This is a genomic window from Ruminococcus sp. MCC718, from assembly GCF_018783905.1.
Classification (GTDB): Bacteria; Bacillota; Clostridia; order Lachnospirales; family Lachnospiraceae; genus Hominisplanchenecus; species Hominisplanchenecus faecis.
On the sequence record NZ_WQNP01000021.1, the window covers coordinates 44,134 to 60,756 of the forward strand.

At 43.0% G+C, this 16,623-nt stretch carries 12 protein-coding genes and 2 riboswitches; all 12 genes read left to right on the forward strand.

The window, feature by feature from the left end; genetic code table 11:
- The first annotated feature begins 24 nt into the window (after nucleotides 1–24).
- Nucleotides 25–116: riboswitch (cyclic di-GMP riboswitch) on the forward strand.
- The 12 genes from GPK60_RS02670 (at nucleotide 109) to GPK60_RS02725 (ending at nucleotide 16,618) form a co-directional block, all read left to right on the forward strand.
- On the forward strand, nucleotides 109–3,408 hold the full coding sequence (locus GPK60_RS02670; protein ID WP_346727701.1) for a response regulator: 3,300 nt from the start codon (nucleotides 109–111) through the stop codon (nucleotides 3,406–3,408). Its footprint overlaps the riboswitch before it by 8 nt.
- A 64-nt stretch (nucleotides 3,409–3,472) precedes the next feature.
- A riboswitch (FMN riboswitch) is annotated at nucleotides 3,473–3,587 on the forward strand.
- A 425-nt stretch (nucleotides 3,588–4,012) separates the two neighbouring features.
- Nucleotides 4,013–5,140, forward strand: coding sequence for a bifunctional diaminohydroxyphosphoribosylaminopyrimidine deaminase/5-amino-6-(5-phosphoribosylamino)uracil reductase RibD (gene ribD / locus GPK60_RS02675; RefSeq protein ID WP_173865473.1), 1,128 nt, complete (start codon nucleotides 4,013–4,015; stop codon nucleotides 5,138–5,140).
- Nucleotides 5,122–5,775: a riboflavin synthase gene (ribE, locus tag GPK60_RS02680; RefSeq protein WP_215658790.1), complete on the forward strand. Its 654-nt coding sequence runs from the start codon at nucleotides 5,122–5,124 to the stop codon at nucleotides 5,773–5,775. Before ribD ends, ribE (GPK60_RS02680) begins: the two co-directional genes overlap by 19 nt.
- Before the next feature lie 16 nt (nucleotides 5,776–5,791).
- On the forward strand, nucleotides 5,792–7,009 hold the full coding sequence (locus GPK60_RS02685) for a bifunctional 3,4-dihydroxy-2-butanone-4-phosphate synthase/GTP cyclohydrolase II (RefSeq protein WP_022118108.1): 1,218 nt from the start codon (nucleotides 5,792–5,794) through the stop codon (nucleotides 7,007–7,009).
- Nucleotides 7,010–7,297: 288 nt separating this feature from the next.
- The gene (gene ribE / locus GPK60_RS02690; RefSeq protein ID WP_147632772.1) at nucleotides 7,298–7,771 is read left to right on the forward strand and encodes a 6,7-dimethyl-8-ribityllumazine synthase; all 474 of its coding nucleotides are present in this window, start codon (nucleotides 7,298–7,300) and stop codon (nucleotides 7,769–7,771) included.
- 17 nt (nucleotides 7,772–7,788) lie between these two features.
- Nucleotides 7,789–8,442 (forward strand): HAD family hydrolase, encoded by a 654-nt coding sequence (locus GPK60_RS02695; RefSeq protein ID WP_215658791.1) that lies wholly within the window; start codon nucleotides 7,789–7,791, stop codon nucleotides 8,440–8,442.
- Between the two features lie 232 nt (nucleotides 8,443–8,674).
- Nucleotides 8,675–9,544 carry a transporter substrate-binding domain-containing protein gene (locus tag GPK60_RS02700; RefSeq protein ID WP_252191269.1) on the forward strand — a complete coding sequence of 290 codons (870 nt, stop codon included), beginning with the start codon at nucleotides 8,675–8,677 and terminating at the stop codon, nucleotides 9,542–9,544.
- Nucleotides 9,534–12,449 carry a response regulator gene (locus GPK60_RS02705; protein ID WP_215658792.1) on the forward strand — a complete coding sequence of 972 codons (2,916 nt, stop codon included), beginning with the start codon at nucleotides 9,534–9,536 and terminating at the stop codon, nucleotides 12,447–12,449. Before GPK60_RS02700 ends, GPK60_RS02705 begins: the two co-directional genes overlap by 11 nt.
- Before the next feature lie 62 nt (nucleotides 12,450–12,511).
- On the forward strand, nucleotides 12,512–14,179 hold the full coding sequence (locus GPK60_RS02710; RefSeq protein WP_215658793.1) for a histidine kinase N-terminal 7TM domain-containing protein: 1,668 nt from the start codon (nucleotides 12,512–12,514) through the stop codon (nucleotides 14,177–14,179).
- Complete coding sequence (locus GPK60_RS02715; RefSeq protein ID WP_215658794.1) at nucleotides 14,176–15,453, forward strand: hypothetical protein; 1,278 nt, start codon at nucleotides 14,176–14,178, stop codon at nucleotides 15,451–15,453. Before GPK60_RS02710 ends, GPK60_RS02715 begins: the two co-directional genes overlap by 4 nt.
- On the forward strand, nucleotides 15,450–16,073 hold the full coding sequence (locus tag GPK60_RS02720) for a response regulator transcription factor (protein WP_022118427.1): 624 nt from the start codon (nucleotides 15,450–15,452) through the stop codon (nucleotides 16,071–16,073). The genes GPK60_RS02715 and GPK60_RS02720 overlap by 4 nt, the downstream gene beginning before the upstream one ends.
- Nucleotides 16,074–16,234: 161 nt before the next feature.
- The gene (locus GPK60_RS02725; RefSeq protein ID WP_022118426.1) at nucleotides 16,235–16,618 is read left to right on the forward strand and encodes a hypothetical protein; all 384 of its coding nucleotides are present in this window, start codon (nucleotides 16,235–16,237) and stop codon (nucleotides 16,616–16,618) included.
- Nucleotides 16,619–16,623 lie beyond the last annotated feature (5 nt).

Below are 16,623 nucleotides of genomic sequence, written 5' to 3' on the forward strand. Positions count from 1 at the left end.
AGTTTTTATTTTGAAAAAATGGAAATTATTTAAAGGCAAACTTGTTGAAAAGCAGGGACGCAAAGCCAGAAGGGGGCACCGGCAGATTTTGGCAGGTGTCCTTTTTGTATGCCAAAATGGGTGAAAAAACTGGCAGGGACAGGTTCTCTGTATACAGATAAAAGCAGGATGAAAAAGGCGAAGAGAGGATTTTATAAAATGCAAAATTATGAAGACAAAATATATTATTCTTTAGGTGAAGCTGTAACGGAACAGACACAAGCCATATCACAGGCCGTACAGAAAACACTGGAAAATAATGGCGGGGTAGGTATAATGACAGGATATTATGACCAAAATCTGTCTATTTTGTCTGTGAGCAATCTGTTGTTACATAGTACAGGACATACATTCGATACTTTCATGGAACAGACAAAAGGCTCACTGAAAAACTTTTTTTATGACAAGGAAGATATACTGGAGCGAGACCGTTTTTTGCAGCTTCACGGAACAGGGGAAGCACAGATCCTTACAGCAGACGGTACAGTGAATAATGTACGGCTTTGTAAAGAGGATGCGACAGATGAGGCGGGCAGACAGATCTGGGTTATGTCCGTACAGGTCAACTGGGATCATGTAAATTTGGCACTGCTCAATGAGGCTATCTATTCCGGCTTCTGGTATTTTGATTGTGACGAAAACAGTGAGATTGTGAATGCAAACTGGAGTCATGAATTCCGAAAAATGCTCGGCTATCATGATACTCTGGACTTTCCGAATAAACTGGAATCCTGGTCAGATCTTCTGCATCCACAGGATAAAGAAAGAGTAATGGTGCAGCTTCAGGCGGCAATTAAGGATAAGACGAACCAGATAAAATACCAGGTAGAGTATCGTATGAGAATGAAGGATAATCAATACCAGTGGTTTCGGGCATCGGCAGAAGTAATACGCCGTCTGGATGGTTCTGCCAGTAGGATTGCCGGGATTTTTATTAACATTGATGCGGAGAAAAAAGAAATCATGCAGGCACAAAAATCTGCTGCTTTCCACCGGGCTTTTACGAAAGCAGATTTGTGCGAGTATTATGTGAATCTGGAAGCGAATACTTTTGATACTTTTAAGGTTGAACCGTCCCTGATGACCGTCTTTGAACAGAGTCATACGTGGGATGAATTGATTCGGCATTTTGTGGATTCCTATGTTGTGGAGACAGATAAGAAGGCGGTATCCTCTTTTTACGACCGTGGTTATATTGCAGAAAGGCTGAAGGGTTTGGAAACCGAATTGGCTTTAGAGTGCCGTATCACTCTGAATGGAAAAGAACGATGGGTCCGCAATGTGGTCATACGTGGCGAAATAGAGGATTCAGAATATGCCATGATCTTTCTGCGTGATATCACAGAGGCAAAGGTAGAGAGTGCACGGCATCTGCAGATGGCAGCGGATAATGCTTCCATGGAGCAGCTGATTCAGAGCATTGTGCGTCTGGTTGACCGCTTTGTTGTCTGTGATCTGGAAAATGACAGATATGAATTCTACAATCTGAATGGACAGATGATATATAAACCTCTGGGATTTTATCATGATTTCCGGATGCAGGTTCTTGAAAAGTATAAGACACTGGAACCATTGGAACCTATGGATATCCTGACAGCACCGGAAAATATCCAGAAGAATCTGAAAAGTGAAAATGATATTTATAAGTTTGAGTATTGCAGCCTGGATGAAAAGACTTATAAAATTGCTTCTTATATTCCTCTGGAATGGAAGGATGGAAAACTGATAAAAGTATTGCTGGCATCCATGGACGTGACACAGGAGAAGAAAGCAGAGATTGAATCTCGTCAGGCACTGAAAGAGGCCTACCGATCCGCAGAAAATGCAAATCGTGCGAAAACAGAATTCCTTTCCAATATGTCCCATGATATCCGGACGCCGATGAATGCCATTGTGGGTCTGACGGCAATCGCAGGAGCAAATATTGAGAGTCAGGACAGAGTCATTGAGTGTCTCAGCAAAATTACAAAATCAAGCCGTCATCTGCTGGGGTTGATTAATGAAGTGCTGGATATGGCACGTATTGAAAGCGGAAAAATGACGCTGGCACAGGAGGATTTCAATCTGCCAGATCTGGTGGATAATCTTATAACACTCATAAAACCGGTGATTGATGAACATAAACACAATTTAGATATACACATTAATCACATTGAACATGAAAGTGTCTGTGGTGACAGCCTGAGAATCCAGCAGGTATTTGTGAATCTGATGAGTAATGCGATCAAGTATACACCGAATGGTGGGAATATTATTTTTTCCATAGAGGAAAAGCCAAATGGATTTTCAGAACTTGGATGCTATGAATTTACGATTGAGGATAATGGGATCGGCATGTCACCGGAATTCCAGAAAATCATGTTTGATCCTTTCAGTCGTGCGGATGACCACCGGACAACCAGAGTTCAGGGAACTGGTCTGGGAATGGCGATCAGCAGAAATATTGTGAACCTGATGAATGGTAATATTAAAGTAGACAGCACCTTACACAAGGGAACCAGAATTACGGTTACGATTTATCTGGAGCTTCAGGAAAAAGAAAAAGAACAGGACATAAATCTGATGAATCTGCCTGTTCTGGTTGTGGATGATGATAGAACCTGCTGTGAAAGTACAGTTGCCACACTGAAAGAAATCGGTATTACAGGCGAATGGGTTCTCTCCGGCAGGGAAGCCGTTGAGTGCTGTTATGCACGTCATGAGCTAAAAAATGATTATTTTGCTGTTATTTTAGACTGGAAGATGCCGGATATGGATGGCATAGAAACAGCCAGACAGATCCGGAAGCGGATAGGTAAAGAAATTACCATCATTGTACTGACATCTTATGAATTTAGCGAGATGGAAGAAGAAGCAAAGGCGGCGGGCATAGATGCTTTTATTGCAAAACCGCTGTTCCGTTCCCGGCTGACGGCTACACTGCGGCAGTTTACTTCAGGCAGAAAAGAAAATACAGCGAGAAATTATCTGGAGAAACTGTCAGAAGCAGATTATACAGGAAAAAGGATTCTGCTGGTTGAGGATAATGAGTTGAACAGAGAAATTGGTGTTGAAATTTTGCAGATGACAGGAGCAGAAGTGGAAACAGCAGAAAATGGAAAAATCGCAGTTGAAAAAGTGGAAGCTTCTCCGGAAGGATTGTATGATCTTGTTTTTATGGATATCCAAATGCCTGTCATGAATGGTTATGAGGCAACTGCAGCAATCAGGAGCCTTAAGGGCAAACAGGGAAAACTGCCGATTGTTGCTATGACTGCCAATGCTTTTGCAGAAGACGTACAGCTTGCAAAAAATACAGGCATGAATGGACATATCGCAAAACCGCTGGATATGAATAAGCTGAATGATGTTCTGGAAAGCTGGCTGTAACAGGATAATCGGAGCATTAAAATTTCCCCTTTACAAATCGTGAATAAAGTACTATGATAGAAAAAAATATCTTCAGGGCAGGGTGCAATTCCCTACCGGCGGTAAAGCCCGCGAGCCGAGAGGCATGATCCGGTGAGATTCCGGAGCCGACAGTACAGTCTGGATGGAAGAAGATGATAGTACAGTTGATTTTCAGATAAATGAATGTAGTATCGATGCTCTGAGATGGTAATCCATTTCAGAGCTTTTTTAATCTTAGTCGGAGTTCCATTTATCAATCACGGTAACCAATCCCCCCCTGTAGATATTCTGCAGGGGATTTTTTATCTTAGTCGGAGAAGACTCCCACTTCTATAAATGGCGAGCAACAAATTTGTTTCAGTGGGAGTACAATCTCCGACTGAGATAAACGCTCCGCGAGGGCACACATTGTCCAGTGGACAATGGTTTTGTGCCGACCGGAACGAAGTGTAGAATGTGCAGTGATTCTGAGAAGAATATGTCAGCTTTCGCTGACCAGAATCACGCACCAAGTCTCACGTGCGTTCGACTTGAAATCTATCCTATCCCACAAAAGAAATAAATTTGGAAAGAAGGAACATAAATGACAGATCAGAATTATATGCTCCAGGCTATTCAACTGGCGAAACAAGGAGAGGGCTGGACAAATCCGAATCCGATGGTAGGGGCAGTGATCGTAAAAAACGGGCGGATTATCGGAAAAGGCTATCACAAAAAATGCGGAGAGCTTCATGCAGAACGTAATGCGATCGCTTCACTTACGGAATCTGCGGAAGGTGCGACCATTTATGTCACACTGGAACCTTGCTGTCATTATGGCAAAACTCCTCCATGTACAGAGGCGATCATTGAGCAGAAGATCAAGAGAGTGGTGATCGGTTCCAGAGATCCGAATCCGAAAGTGTCAGGAAAAGGTATAAAGATGCTGCGGGAAGCAGGTATTGAAGTCATTGAGGATTTTATGAGGGAAGAATGTGATCGGCTCAATCCAGTATTTTTTCATTATATTACAACGAAGACACCTTATGTGGTGATGAAATATGCCATGACACTGGATGGGAAAATTGCGACGAAAACAGGTGCATCGAAATGGATCACCGGAGAAGCAGCAAGAGCGGAAGTACAGCATATGCGTCATCGGTATATGGGGATCATGGCGGGCATCGGAACGGTGCTTGCGGACGATCCAATGTTAAATGTAAGGGTGGAAGGCTGGAAAAGTCCAATCAGGATCCTGTGTGACAGCGGGCTTCGGATTCCGCTGGATGGTCAGATCGTAAAAAGTGCAGGAAAGTACCGGACAATTGTGGCTTATGCAGATTCGGAAAATACAGAAGCGAAAAGAAAAAGATTACATGAAATGGGAGTTGAGACGATCTGCTGTCCGGATGAAAACAATCAGGTGGATCTTAAAAAACTGATGAAATATCTCGGGGAAGAAGGCATTGACAGTATTCTTCTGGAAGGCGGAGGCACCTTAAATGACAGTGCTCTGCGAGCTGGAATTGTGCAGGAAGTACAGGCTTTTATAGCACCGAAATTATTTGGCGGTATGAACAGCAAAACACCGGTGGAAGGCATCGGTGTCCGTTTCCCTTCAGAAGCAGTAAAGCTGAAATGTACCGATATCTGCCAGATCGGTGAGGATATCCGAATCACATGTCAGGTGTGTGGAAAAGAACAGGAGGAGTCATGTTTACAGGAATCGTAGAAGAGAAAGGAACAATCCGCTATATACAGCTGACAGGAGAATCCGGAGTTCTGGCAGTGAAAGCGAAAAAAGTACTGGAAGGCACAAAGATTGGTGACAGTATTGCCGTAAATGGCATATGCCTGACCGTTACATCGCTTCAGTCGGATGGATTTACCGCAGATGTAATGGCAGAGACAATCCGAAGGAGCAGTCTTGGAAGCAGCAGGGCCGGAAGCAAAGTAAATCTGGAGCGTGCGATAGCTGCCGATGGCAGATTCGGAGGACATATCGTAAGCGGCCATATTGACGGAACCGGTGTGATCCGTTCCATGATCCGGGAAGAAAATGCTATCTGGGTATCGATCGGAACATCACCGCAGATTTTGCATCTGATCGTAGAAAAAGGTTCCATTTGTATCGATGGGATCAGCCTGACGGTAGCGAAAGTAGATGAAACGGGTTTTCAGGTTTCGGTCATTCCGCATACGGGAGAAGAAACTGCACTCTTGGAAAAAGTGCCGGGTGATCCGGTTAATCTGGAAAATGATGTGATCGGAAAATATGTAGAAAGGCTGCTTGGCATTCAGAAAAACGAAGAAGAGAAAAAAGAATCCGGAATTACGATGGAATTTCTGGAGAAATTCGGATTTTAAGAGGAGGATATTTATTATGTCACAAAACAATCAGTACAATACCATTGAAGAAGCACTGAGAGATTTAAGGGAAGGAAAAGTCATTTTGGTTACCGATGATCCGGACAGAGAAAATGAAGGAGATTTGATCTGTGCGGCAGAATTTGCAACGCAGGAAAATATTAATTTTATGGCAACTTATGCGAAAGGACTGATTTGCACACCAATGAGTGCGGAAATTGCGGCAAAATTGAATTTTCCGCCGATGGTTGCTGAAAATACCGATAATCACGGAACTGCATTTACGGTGGCAGTGGATCATGCAGACACAACGACCGGTATCTCGGCAGCAGAGCGTTCTTATACGATCCGAAAATGTGTGGACGAGGAGGCAAAACCGGAAGATTTCAGAAGACCGGGACATGTATTTCCTCTTATTGCCAGAAAAGGCGGTGTTCTGGTAAGAAACGGTCACACAGAGGCAACGACGGATCTTATGAGAATGGCCGGACTGAAAGAATGCGGTGTGTGCTGTGAGATCATGAAAGAAGACGGTACCATGATGCGCACACCGCAGCTGTGGGAAATGGCAAAAGAACACAATCTGACCTTTATCACAATCCGTGATCTGCAGGATTATATGAGAGTACATGAAAAACACGTAAAAGAAGAGGCGGTTGCAGATCTCCCGACACAGTACGGTGATTTTAAAATTCATGGATATATCAATGATATTACAGGAGAACATCATCTTGCACTGGTAAAAGGTGAGATCGGAGATGGTGAAGATGTGCTCTGCCGTGTACATTCGGAGTGCCTGACCGGAGATGCATTTGGATCACTTCGATGTGACTGCGGTCTTCAGCTTCAGACTGCGATGCGTCAGGTAGAAGCAGAAGGCAGAGGAATCATTCTTTATATGCGGCAGGAAGGCAGAGGCATCGGTCTGATCAATAAGATAAAAGCATATGCACTTCAGCAGCAGGGATACGATACTGTGGAAGCAAATGTAAAATTAGGGTTTGCACCGGATCTTCGCGAGTATTGGATCGGGGCACAGATTTTATCAGACCTTGGTGTAAAATCTTTGAGATTACTGACGAACAATCCGGATAAGGTCTACGGACTTGGCGGGTTCGGACTGAAGATCAATGAAAGAGTACCGCTGGAGATTCCGCCGCAGAAATATGACCTGAAATATATGAGAACAAAACAGGAAAAGATGGGACATATTTTCAAAGCGATCAATTTATGATGCCAGGGTCAAAAGGTCTAAATCCACATGAGCTTGCTCATAGGTGGATGAAAGACCTTGGGACCCGCCCCGATATGGAGCAGAACATCCAGTGGATGTTCGTTTTGCTCCGACCGAAGCGGAGCGTAGACATAAAAGTGGGATGATAATCCCACGATATGCGAATACCGGAGAGGATTGTGGGAGTGCGATGCACGGAACAATCCGTAGGCATCATAGTTGGGGACTTTTGACACTCACATCAATTTATAAAAAAATATTAAGTTCACAATAACAGGAGGAAAAATCATGAGACAGATCAATTTGGTAGAAGGAAAAGTAGTAGCACCGCAGGGAATGAAAGTCGGTATCGTAGCGGCGAGATTTAATGAGATTATTGTCAATAAATTACTGGGAGGTGCAGTTGACGGACTGGTAAGACATGGAGTCGAAGAAGAGAATATTACTGCTGCATGGGTACCGGGAGCATTTGAAATTCCGCTGACTGCACAGAAGATGGCACAGTCCGGAAAGTATGATGCAGTGATCTGCGTGGGAGCAGTCATCCGCGGCGATACATCACACTATGATCTGGTGTGCAGCGAAGCTGCCAAAGGAATCGCACAGGTTGGACTTGCATCCGGAGTTCCGGTATTATTCGGAGTAATCACAACTGAGAATATTGAGCAGGCTATTGCACGTGCAGGAAGCAAGGCAGGAAATAAAGGATATGACTGTGCATTGTCTGCGATTGAGATGGTCAATCTGATGAAACAGCTTTAAGAATGAGGAAATAAAGGATGATAAAAACGATCATATTTGATTATGACGGGACGATTCACCAGACACTTGGAATTTATGAACCGGCATTTCGAGAAACTTATCAGTGGCTGACAGAACAGAAAGTCGCAGAAGAACAAAAGATAGCATCTTCAAAGATTGCCGGATGGCTTGGACTGAACAGCAAAGAAATGTGGGACACTTTTATGCCGGAACTGGATCAGAAATATAAAGATCAGGCAAGCAAAATGGTGGGCGAGCGGATGATCGAACAGGTCAGAAAACATAAGGCCGTGTGGTATCCGGGAGCAGAAAAGATGCTTACGACGCTGAAAAATCAGGGATATTATCTTCTAGTCCTGAGTAACTGTAAAACGGCATATCGAAAGGCACACTGGGAAGAATTTGGTATGAAACGATGGTTCGAGCGATTTTATGACTGCGAATCCTATGGATTTCATCCAAAAACGGAGATTGTGCAGGATATTATCCGGGAATATCCAGGCCCTTATCTGGTGATCGGAGACAGAAAACAGGATCTGGAGTGTGCCAGATCCTGTGGCAGTCTGTTTGCCGGATGTCTGTATGGATATGGTGATCAGGGAGAATTGGACGGAGCAGATTATTTTGCAGAGCATGTAGGGGATATACCAGAATTATGCCATTTGGTGTAAGTGTGATTGGGTAATGTCAGAAATATTTGTTGAAACCGTGTGATACGAATTTCGTTTTCATGCGGTTTTTTTCAAAAGGAAGTTAGATAAAACTAACAAAAGTATTCCTTTTCCTTTTATCAGAAAAACAGAGGATTTTAAATTGACCGTATCAAGGAGATATTATATAATAGGAATATTACAGTTTTACAGGAAAAATCATATAACCGTGCAGATAAAAGGGAGTAACTACATGAATTTTGAAAAAAGAACAGCCAGAAATCGAAAATATCGGAAATTTTTGCACAGCCGTCAGCAAAATCTGATGTTACTTGGAGTTTTCGTCTTTGTGATAAGCATCGTATGTGGCTGCAGTAACCAGAAGGAGCAGGAGTCGGATGGCAGTCTGCAGAAGATAACAGTGGGCATTGATAAATTTGAGCCGTATTCTTATCTTGACATGGACGGAAATTATACCGGCGTTGACATTGAGATCGCATCGAAAGTATTTCATGAACTTGGGTATGAACCAGATTTTAAGTTTATTACGTGGAGTGAAAAACACACCTGCCTTGCGGACGGTACGATAGACTGTATCTGGAGCTGCTATTCTATGAATGACCGGGAAAACGATTATCAGTGGGCGGGACCTTATCTGTACAGCCGTCAGGTGATCGCAGTTGCTTCTGACAGTGATATTCAGACATTCGATGATCTTCTCGGGAAGAATGTTGGAGTACAGGATACGACAAGAGCAGCTGAACTCTTTTTTCATACGATCGACTCTGCATTGCCGGAAGTAAAGCAGGTGAACTGCTTTGCGACAACGGAAGATATGTTTGCAGCACTTCGCAAAGGATATGTCGATGCGATTGCAGGACATGAAGCTTTGCTGAATGAACTTATTATAAATGGAAAGGGCAAATATCGATTATTGGATGAAAGTCCTTATATTTCAAAAATAGGCATTGCATTTCAAAAGGGGACGCATGAGGAGCTTACCCAGAAGATAAACGGGCTGATAAAAGAAATGAGTGAAGATGGTACGATTGGCAGTATTGCAGAAAAATATGGACTTGATGCGGAGAAAGTTGTGATAAGAGGAGGTTCCGATGAAAAGTAAAAAACGCCCGGGAATATCCGGAATCCTTTTGATCGTGTTGATTCTGGTCGGGATGATCGTATGGGGAATCTTTACGGGATTAGACCGAAGAGAGCTGAGTGAGACACTGGATAAGACAACTTTAGTTGCCAAAAATAAACTGCAGGATTATGATAATTATACGGCAAATGACAGGGTAAAAAGTCTGGTGCGGCTGTTGGATAAAACAAAGGAACTGGGCACAAATCTGAGTAAAATTAATAAATACGGACAGCAGGATCTGGATGAATACATTACGGAACAGAGACTGAGCGGTGTCTTTGTATCTGATAAAAATCTGAATGTAGTGCTTCAGGGACAGCAGAATCTGGATTCGGAAAATCTGTGGAACGAAATTATCGGCAAAGGTTATGTAAAAGAAGTTCTGGAACATCCGGAAGCAACCTACACAGAACGCATTACGGTGAACCGTGAGGAGTATGATCTTGCAGTTGTGCCGCGTCAGGATGCCGAAGGTCTGGTGATCGCCTATGCAGAAAAAAACAGCAATACACTGGATGATATGACACTGGAATCTGTTTTTTCAGATTTTCTGGTCAATATGCATGGTGTGATCATGGTATGCCTCGATGATACGGTTGTCAGTACCAATCAGGAAACACTGCTTGGAAAGACCATGCAGGAAATGCGGAAATATTACAACAGCAGGCCGGAAGGAAATGAAAGCAGGATCATCCGCATAAAACTAGATCATAAGATCTGGTACGGCCATAAAGATAAAATGAAAGAATATGCGATCTATATATTCTTTCCGGCATCACAGATATTTATGGCACGGACGGTTGTCTGTGGATTGTACACGGCTGTGGCAATTCTTGTATATCTGCTGTTTTTGCTGATCAAGAGTAATCTGGAAAAGGTTACGCTGAAACAGAGTCAGAAACGTATGAGGATCATCAATGCACTCGGTACAGCGTACGCATCTATCGTCCTGTTTGATCTGGAAAAGGATAAAGTAGAGATGATAAAGACTTCCGGGGATACTTCTATGCTTTCCGGAGATCAGATCTTATCCAAAAAGATTCAGCAAAATCATATAAATGAGATGCTGACATCTGAGTATCGGGAAGGTTTTCTGGAATTTATTGACATGGACACCGTGGCACAGCGACTGAAGGGACAGCAGTCACTGACTTATACAAGCCAGATGGAAAAGGGCACATGGCTTCTTTCCGTGATCGTACCGCAGCGTTTTGACAGTGACGGGAATATCAGGGCAGTGTTGCTGGCAAACCGGGATATCACGAAAGAAAAAGAGAAAGAACTGGAGCAGGAGAGAGAGCTGAGAAATGCACTGGCAGCAGCAGAACATGCCAACAAAGCGAAGACAAATTTCCTGAACAGTATTTCACACGATGTCCGCACGCCAATGAATGCTGTGATCGGATTTACAGCTCTGGCAACAACGCATATTGATAATAAAGATCTGGTGATGGAGTATCTGAAGAAAATAAGTATATCGAGCCGTCATCTCTTAAGTCTGATCAATGATGTGCTGGATATGAGCCGGATCGAGAGCGGTAATGTCAAACTGGAAGAAGTCAAAGTGCATCTTCCGGATGTCTTTCATGATCTGAGGGTTATTATTCAGGGTAGTATTGCGGCAAAACAGCAGGAGTTATATATAGACACGCAGAATGTGGTACATGAGGATGTTGTCATTGATAAGCTTCGGCTGAATCAGGTGCTTCTCAACATCGTTGGAAATGCAGTAAAATTTACGTCAGTCGGCGGTATGATCAATATCCGGGTCAGTGAAAATCCATGCAGCAAAGAAGGATATGCAAGTTATTCGTTCAGTGTGAAAGACAATGGCATAGGGATGTCAGAAGAATTTCAGGAGCATATCTTTGATGCATTTGCGAGAGAACAGACAGTTACAAAGAGCGGGATCCAGGGAACCGGTCTTGGAATGGCAATCTCCAAAAACATTGTCAATATGATGGGAGGAACCATCACGGTAAACAGTGAAGTCGGAAAAGGTTCTGAGTTTATTGTTTCTATCGAATGTAAGATTACCGGCGAAACGGTAAAATACAAATCGGTTCCGGAACTGCAGGGAGCCAGAGCACTGGTTGTGGATGACGATGCCAATACCTGTATGAGTGTCTGCAAGATGCTGCGTGATATAGAAATGCTGGCAGACTGGACTACTTCCGGTAAAGAAGCTGTACTGCGTGCAAAAGAAGCCTGCGAGATAAAAAAAGAATTCAAAGCATATATTATCGACTGGCAAATGCCGGATATGAATGGTATTGAAACAGTCAGAAGGATACGAAAAGTGATCGGAAATGACACACCGATCATCATTCTTACTGCGTATGACTGGGCGGATATTGCGGAGGAAGCAAAAGAAGCAGGAGTTACTGCGTTTGTATCCAAACCGCTGTTTATGTCCGAACTCAGAGCAGCACTGATGCAGCAGGCAGTCGGGACGGAAAAAGATGCAGCAGTTGAAAAGAAACATTATAACCATGCCGGAAAAAGAGTGCTTTTAGTTGAGGACAATGAACTGAACCGAGAGATCGCAGCTGCAATCATGGAGGAAGCAGGGCTTATTGTGGATTCCGTAGAAGACGGAACAGATGCTGTGGAAAGAATGGGATCTGCAGAAGAATCCAGATATGATGCGATCTTGATGGATATTCAGATGCCGAAGATGGATGGTTATATGGCAACAAGAGAAATCCGCACACTTGACAATAATAAAAAAGCCAATATTCCGATCATTGCCATGACGGCAAATGCGTTTGAGGAAGATAAAAAGAAAGCTCTTGAAGCCGGAATGAATGCCCATATCGCAAAACCGATCAGCATTGATGCTATTATGGAGGTACTGGATCAGATCTTTGACAGAAGAAAATAAGGGGGAAGTTATGAAACAGTGAAGAACATAATGGTAAATCATAACAGGAAGGAGCAGGAGCAGTGTCAGAGAAAAAGAAGTTTACATTATATGCCGGAAGTGTGGCACTGTGCGTGTGCACTGCAGTTCTGCTTCATTATGTGTCGGTTGCAGATCCTTATCTGGAATCCGCCTGCCGTCTTTTAAGACCTTTTATTTATATAGGACTTTATGTGGTGTGGGCGATCTCTTTCCGGAAAAGGATTATCCAGAAAGAAATCCGTCGTTGCCTGACTGCAATCGCAGCAATGATGATTTTCTGGATGTTTATCCGGATGTGCAAATTTGAAATATCGGACGAGATGCCGACAGCCTGGCGATACGCCTGGTATTTTTACTATATACCTATGCTGCTGATCCCTACGGTCAGTCTTTATCTGGCCTTTTATATACGGCAGCCGGAGGGCTATAAATTACCAAAAAGACGATGGCTACTGTTTCTTCCTGCACTTTTTCTGATCGGAATTGTATTAACAAATGATATGCACCAGTTGGTTTTTACCTTTCCGAAGGGAAAACTTGGAGAAGTGTCTTCTTATAAAACAGGAGTTTATGGATATGGAAGAGGGTATTATATTGTAATCGCATGGGAGCTTGGATGTGCACTGGCGGCACTTTTGATCATTCTGTTAAGATGCAGGAAAATTAAAAATAAAAAAATGGGCTGGTTGCCTTTTGCCGCTTATGGAGTGGCGGCGGCTTACAGCATTGCTTATTATCTTGATCTGCCTTTCTGGAAAATAGTTTCAAAAGATATGACAGCCACATTGTGCCTTCTGTTTGCTTTGATCATTGAAAGCTGCATCCAGTCCGGACTGATCCCCTCCAATACAGGATATGCACAGTTATTTGCAGCATCTACCATTTCGGCACAGATCACAGACCAGAATGGAAAATGCATTTATCAGTCTCAGGGTTCTGAATATATTGCACCAAAGATCGCAAAACAGGTAATCCAAAGACCTGTCATGTCGGAAAATGGAATTCGGCTGTCAGGGAAACCAATCTGGGGAGGCTATGTCTTATGGAAAGAAAATCTCTCAGAACTACAGGAAATTTTAAAAGAGCTGGAAGACCGTAAAGAAGAATTAAAAGATGCAAATCTGATTGAAGAAGAAAATCTGAGAACAAAAAAACAAGTAGAAAAACTTTCCGTCCAGAATCAGCTGTATGATAAAATACAGAAACAAACAGCAAGACAGAGTACGCTTTTGGCGAAATTCATGGAAGCATATGCCATGGAAGAAAATGAGAAGGAAAGGAAAAAAATATTAGGGAAAATTGTTGTGATCGGAGCCTATATAAAAAGACGCAGCAATCTTATCCTCATTGCAGAGCAGAGTGAAGTGTTTCCGATAAGAGAACTGGAATTATGCTTCAGGGAAACGATAAGGAGTCTGGAATGGAATCATGTGGAAGCAGCTTTTGTCACTTCTCTGGATGAAATCCGAAGTGAGGATGCCATGCAGATTTATGATTTTCTTGAGGCAGTCATTGAAGAATCACTCGAAGATCTGTCGGCATTCACCCTGAATCTCAAACGCAGGGATGAAGAGATTCTTATGTCTTTGAGTGTGGAATGTAAAACAAATCTGCAAAAAGTTGCCGGACGATACCAGGCTTATGCAGAGCAGGATTTTGACGGTGCATGGCTGCTTTCCCTGGTACTGAAAGGAGGTCATGATGAATGATGAAAGCATTTGGAAGCTGTCCGCCGGAATATCGGATCATGGCAGTCTGGAGTTTCATTTTTCTGACATTGCTGTATATGATTCTGCTCATCTGTGAGGGAACAGGGGAAAGAAAAAAAAAGGCGATGCTGCAGGACAGCCTGTTGCTTATAGCTGCTTTCCTGATAACGTCCGGGTTATGCGTGCGGCGGGGAGTTTATGGAGAAGAGGATTTCATGGTATTCTTAAAAATGCCGTATGGAATCCTGATCGCTATGGGGATCTGCGGATTTTTATTTGCGGGAATACAGGCATTTGGAATTTATAAACGTCGCACAAACTGTCTGAGGGAAAATGCGATTCAGGAAAGTCTGGACAATTTGCCGAGCGGAATCGGATTTTTTGACAGGAACGGAATGCCGAAACTGATGAACCGGAAAATGTATCAGCTTTGCCGGAATCTGGCAGGCAGGGATATCCAGAACATCACAGAATTGCGGGAAGCACTGAGACGGCCTCTTAAAGATCATGTATTTTATGATTTTGATCTGAAAGTATACTGCTTTTCAGACGGAAGCGTATGGAAATTTTCAGAGAAAGGGATCATTACGGCAGATGGAGATCGATTTTCTCAGTTCCTTGCTTCAGAAGTATCAGAATTATGTCAGAGCAAGGCATTGTTAAAAAAAGAAAATCAGAAGCTTCAGGAAATGTCGGTGGCTATGAAAGCACTTTCCAAAAATGTCGTAACTCTGACCAGAGAAGAAGAGACATTATCTATGAAAATGAGAGTGCATGATAATCTGGGATACAGCGTGCTGGCAACACAGCGAATGTTGATGCGGGAATCCGAAGAAGATCGTGATATGTTTCTCTCGCAATGGAAGCAGACATTAGACCTGCTGAATAAGGATAATGAGTCTGTTGAAGGAGAACAGCTGCACAGGCAGGTGCAGGAAAGGGCGAAAGTTCTGGGAGTAAAAATCATTTATACAGGAGAAAAAGTCTGGGAATCTCATATATCTGAACTGATGGATATCATACTTTTAGAGGCACTTTCCAATTGTGTCCGCCATGCAGGAGCAAGCGAACTGTATGTGAAATTCAGTATTGAAGAGCAGGAGTGGGTCATGGTGCTCACGGATAATGGACAGAAACCGGAAAAAAACATCAAAGAAGGCGGAGGGCTATCCGGTATACGAAAAAGGGTGGAGCAATGTGGAGGCAGCATGAGGATCACTGCAGCCCCACGGTTTTCGATAACCGTTAAGCTTTTAAGGGAGGTGTGGAGATGATACGGGTACTTATCGTGGAAGATCAGCGTATGGCAAGGGAAGATATGGAAAATTATATTCAGTCCAGTGGGAGATACTCTCTGGAAGCTTCCATCACAAATGCAGCTATGGCAGAAACTGTGTGCAGACAGAGCAGGTGTGAACTTGTCCTGATGGATGTCTGTACAGAGGATGATGAGAGCGGTCTTGTGGCAGCAGAGCAGATTAAAAAAACGATGCCTCAGATAAAGATAATTATCGTGACTTCTTTAGCAGAGTGCAGTTTTATTGAGAGGGCACATAAAGCAGGAGTAGAAAGTTTTTGGTATAAAGATGCCGGAAAAGAAGAGCTGCTGGAGGTTATGGACCGCACGATGAAAGGAGAGAGTGTCTATCCGGACGCTCCGCCGACGGTGATGATCGGAACGGCGAAAAGTTGTGATTTTACACAGGGGGAACTGGCTGTCCTGCGATTAGTGGTGGAAGGAGAATCCTACAAAAAAATCGCAGAAAGTTTGTGCATATCACCGGAGACAGTAAAATGGCATATTAAAAATATGCTGCAGAAAACAAATTTTGATTCCAAAACAAAACTGGCGGTAGCTGTTACAAAGAAAAATCTGATTATAAACGGATTTTAAAAAATGAAAAATCCCATTGCTTTCCTGATAGTGAGGCAATGGGATTTTTTTGCAAAAGTACATTTTACTACCCATCTGGGTAGTGCTTAAGTCTCAAAAAACAGATATCATAGTAGTATGTAAAAGTGAAACGAGTGTAAAAAACAGGGAGGGAACAGAGTGTGAGAAAGGTCGTTATCGATATGCAGAATTATTTATTTTCGGATGCCATAGCAAAGGTGCTCAAATCCTATGATTCTGATTTTTTTATTGAGATGTCAGACACACCGGATAAAACAGCAGAATTATGCAGAGTCATTCAGCCGCATATTCTGATGATGGAAATTACAGGTCAAGCATTGTGGTCATTAAAAGAACGTCTGGCAATCTGCCGGGAAGTGCGTAGGTATGCTCCAAACTGTAAATTTATTTTTACAGTAGATGAGAAAGCAAATGCAGAGACCGCAAAAAAAGTAGTAGAATGTAAAAAAACGGGTCTGATCGACTGTTTCATTTACAATACCATTTCATCCAGCTATATGACTGCAGTTCTGGACAGTCTGTAAGCTGC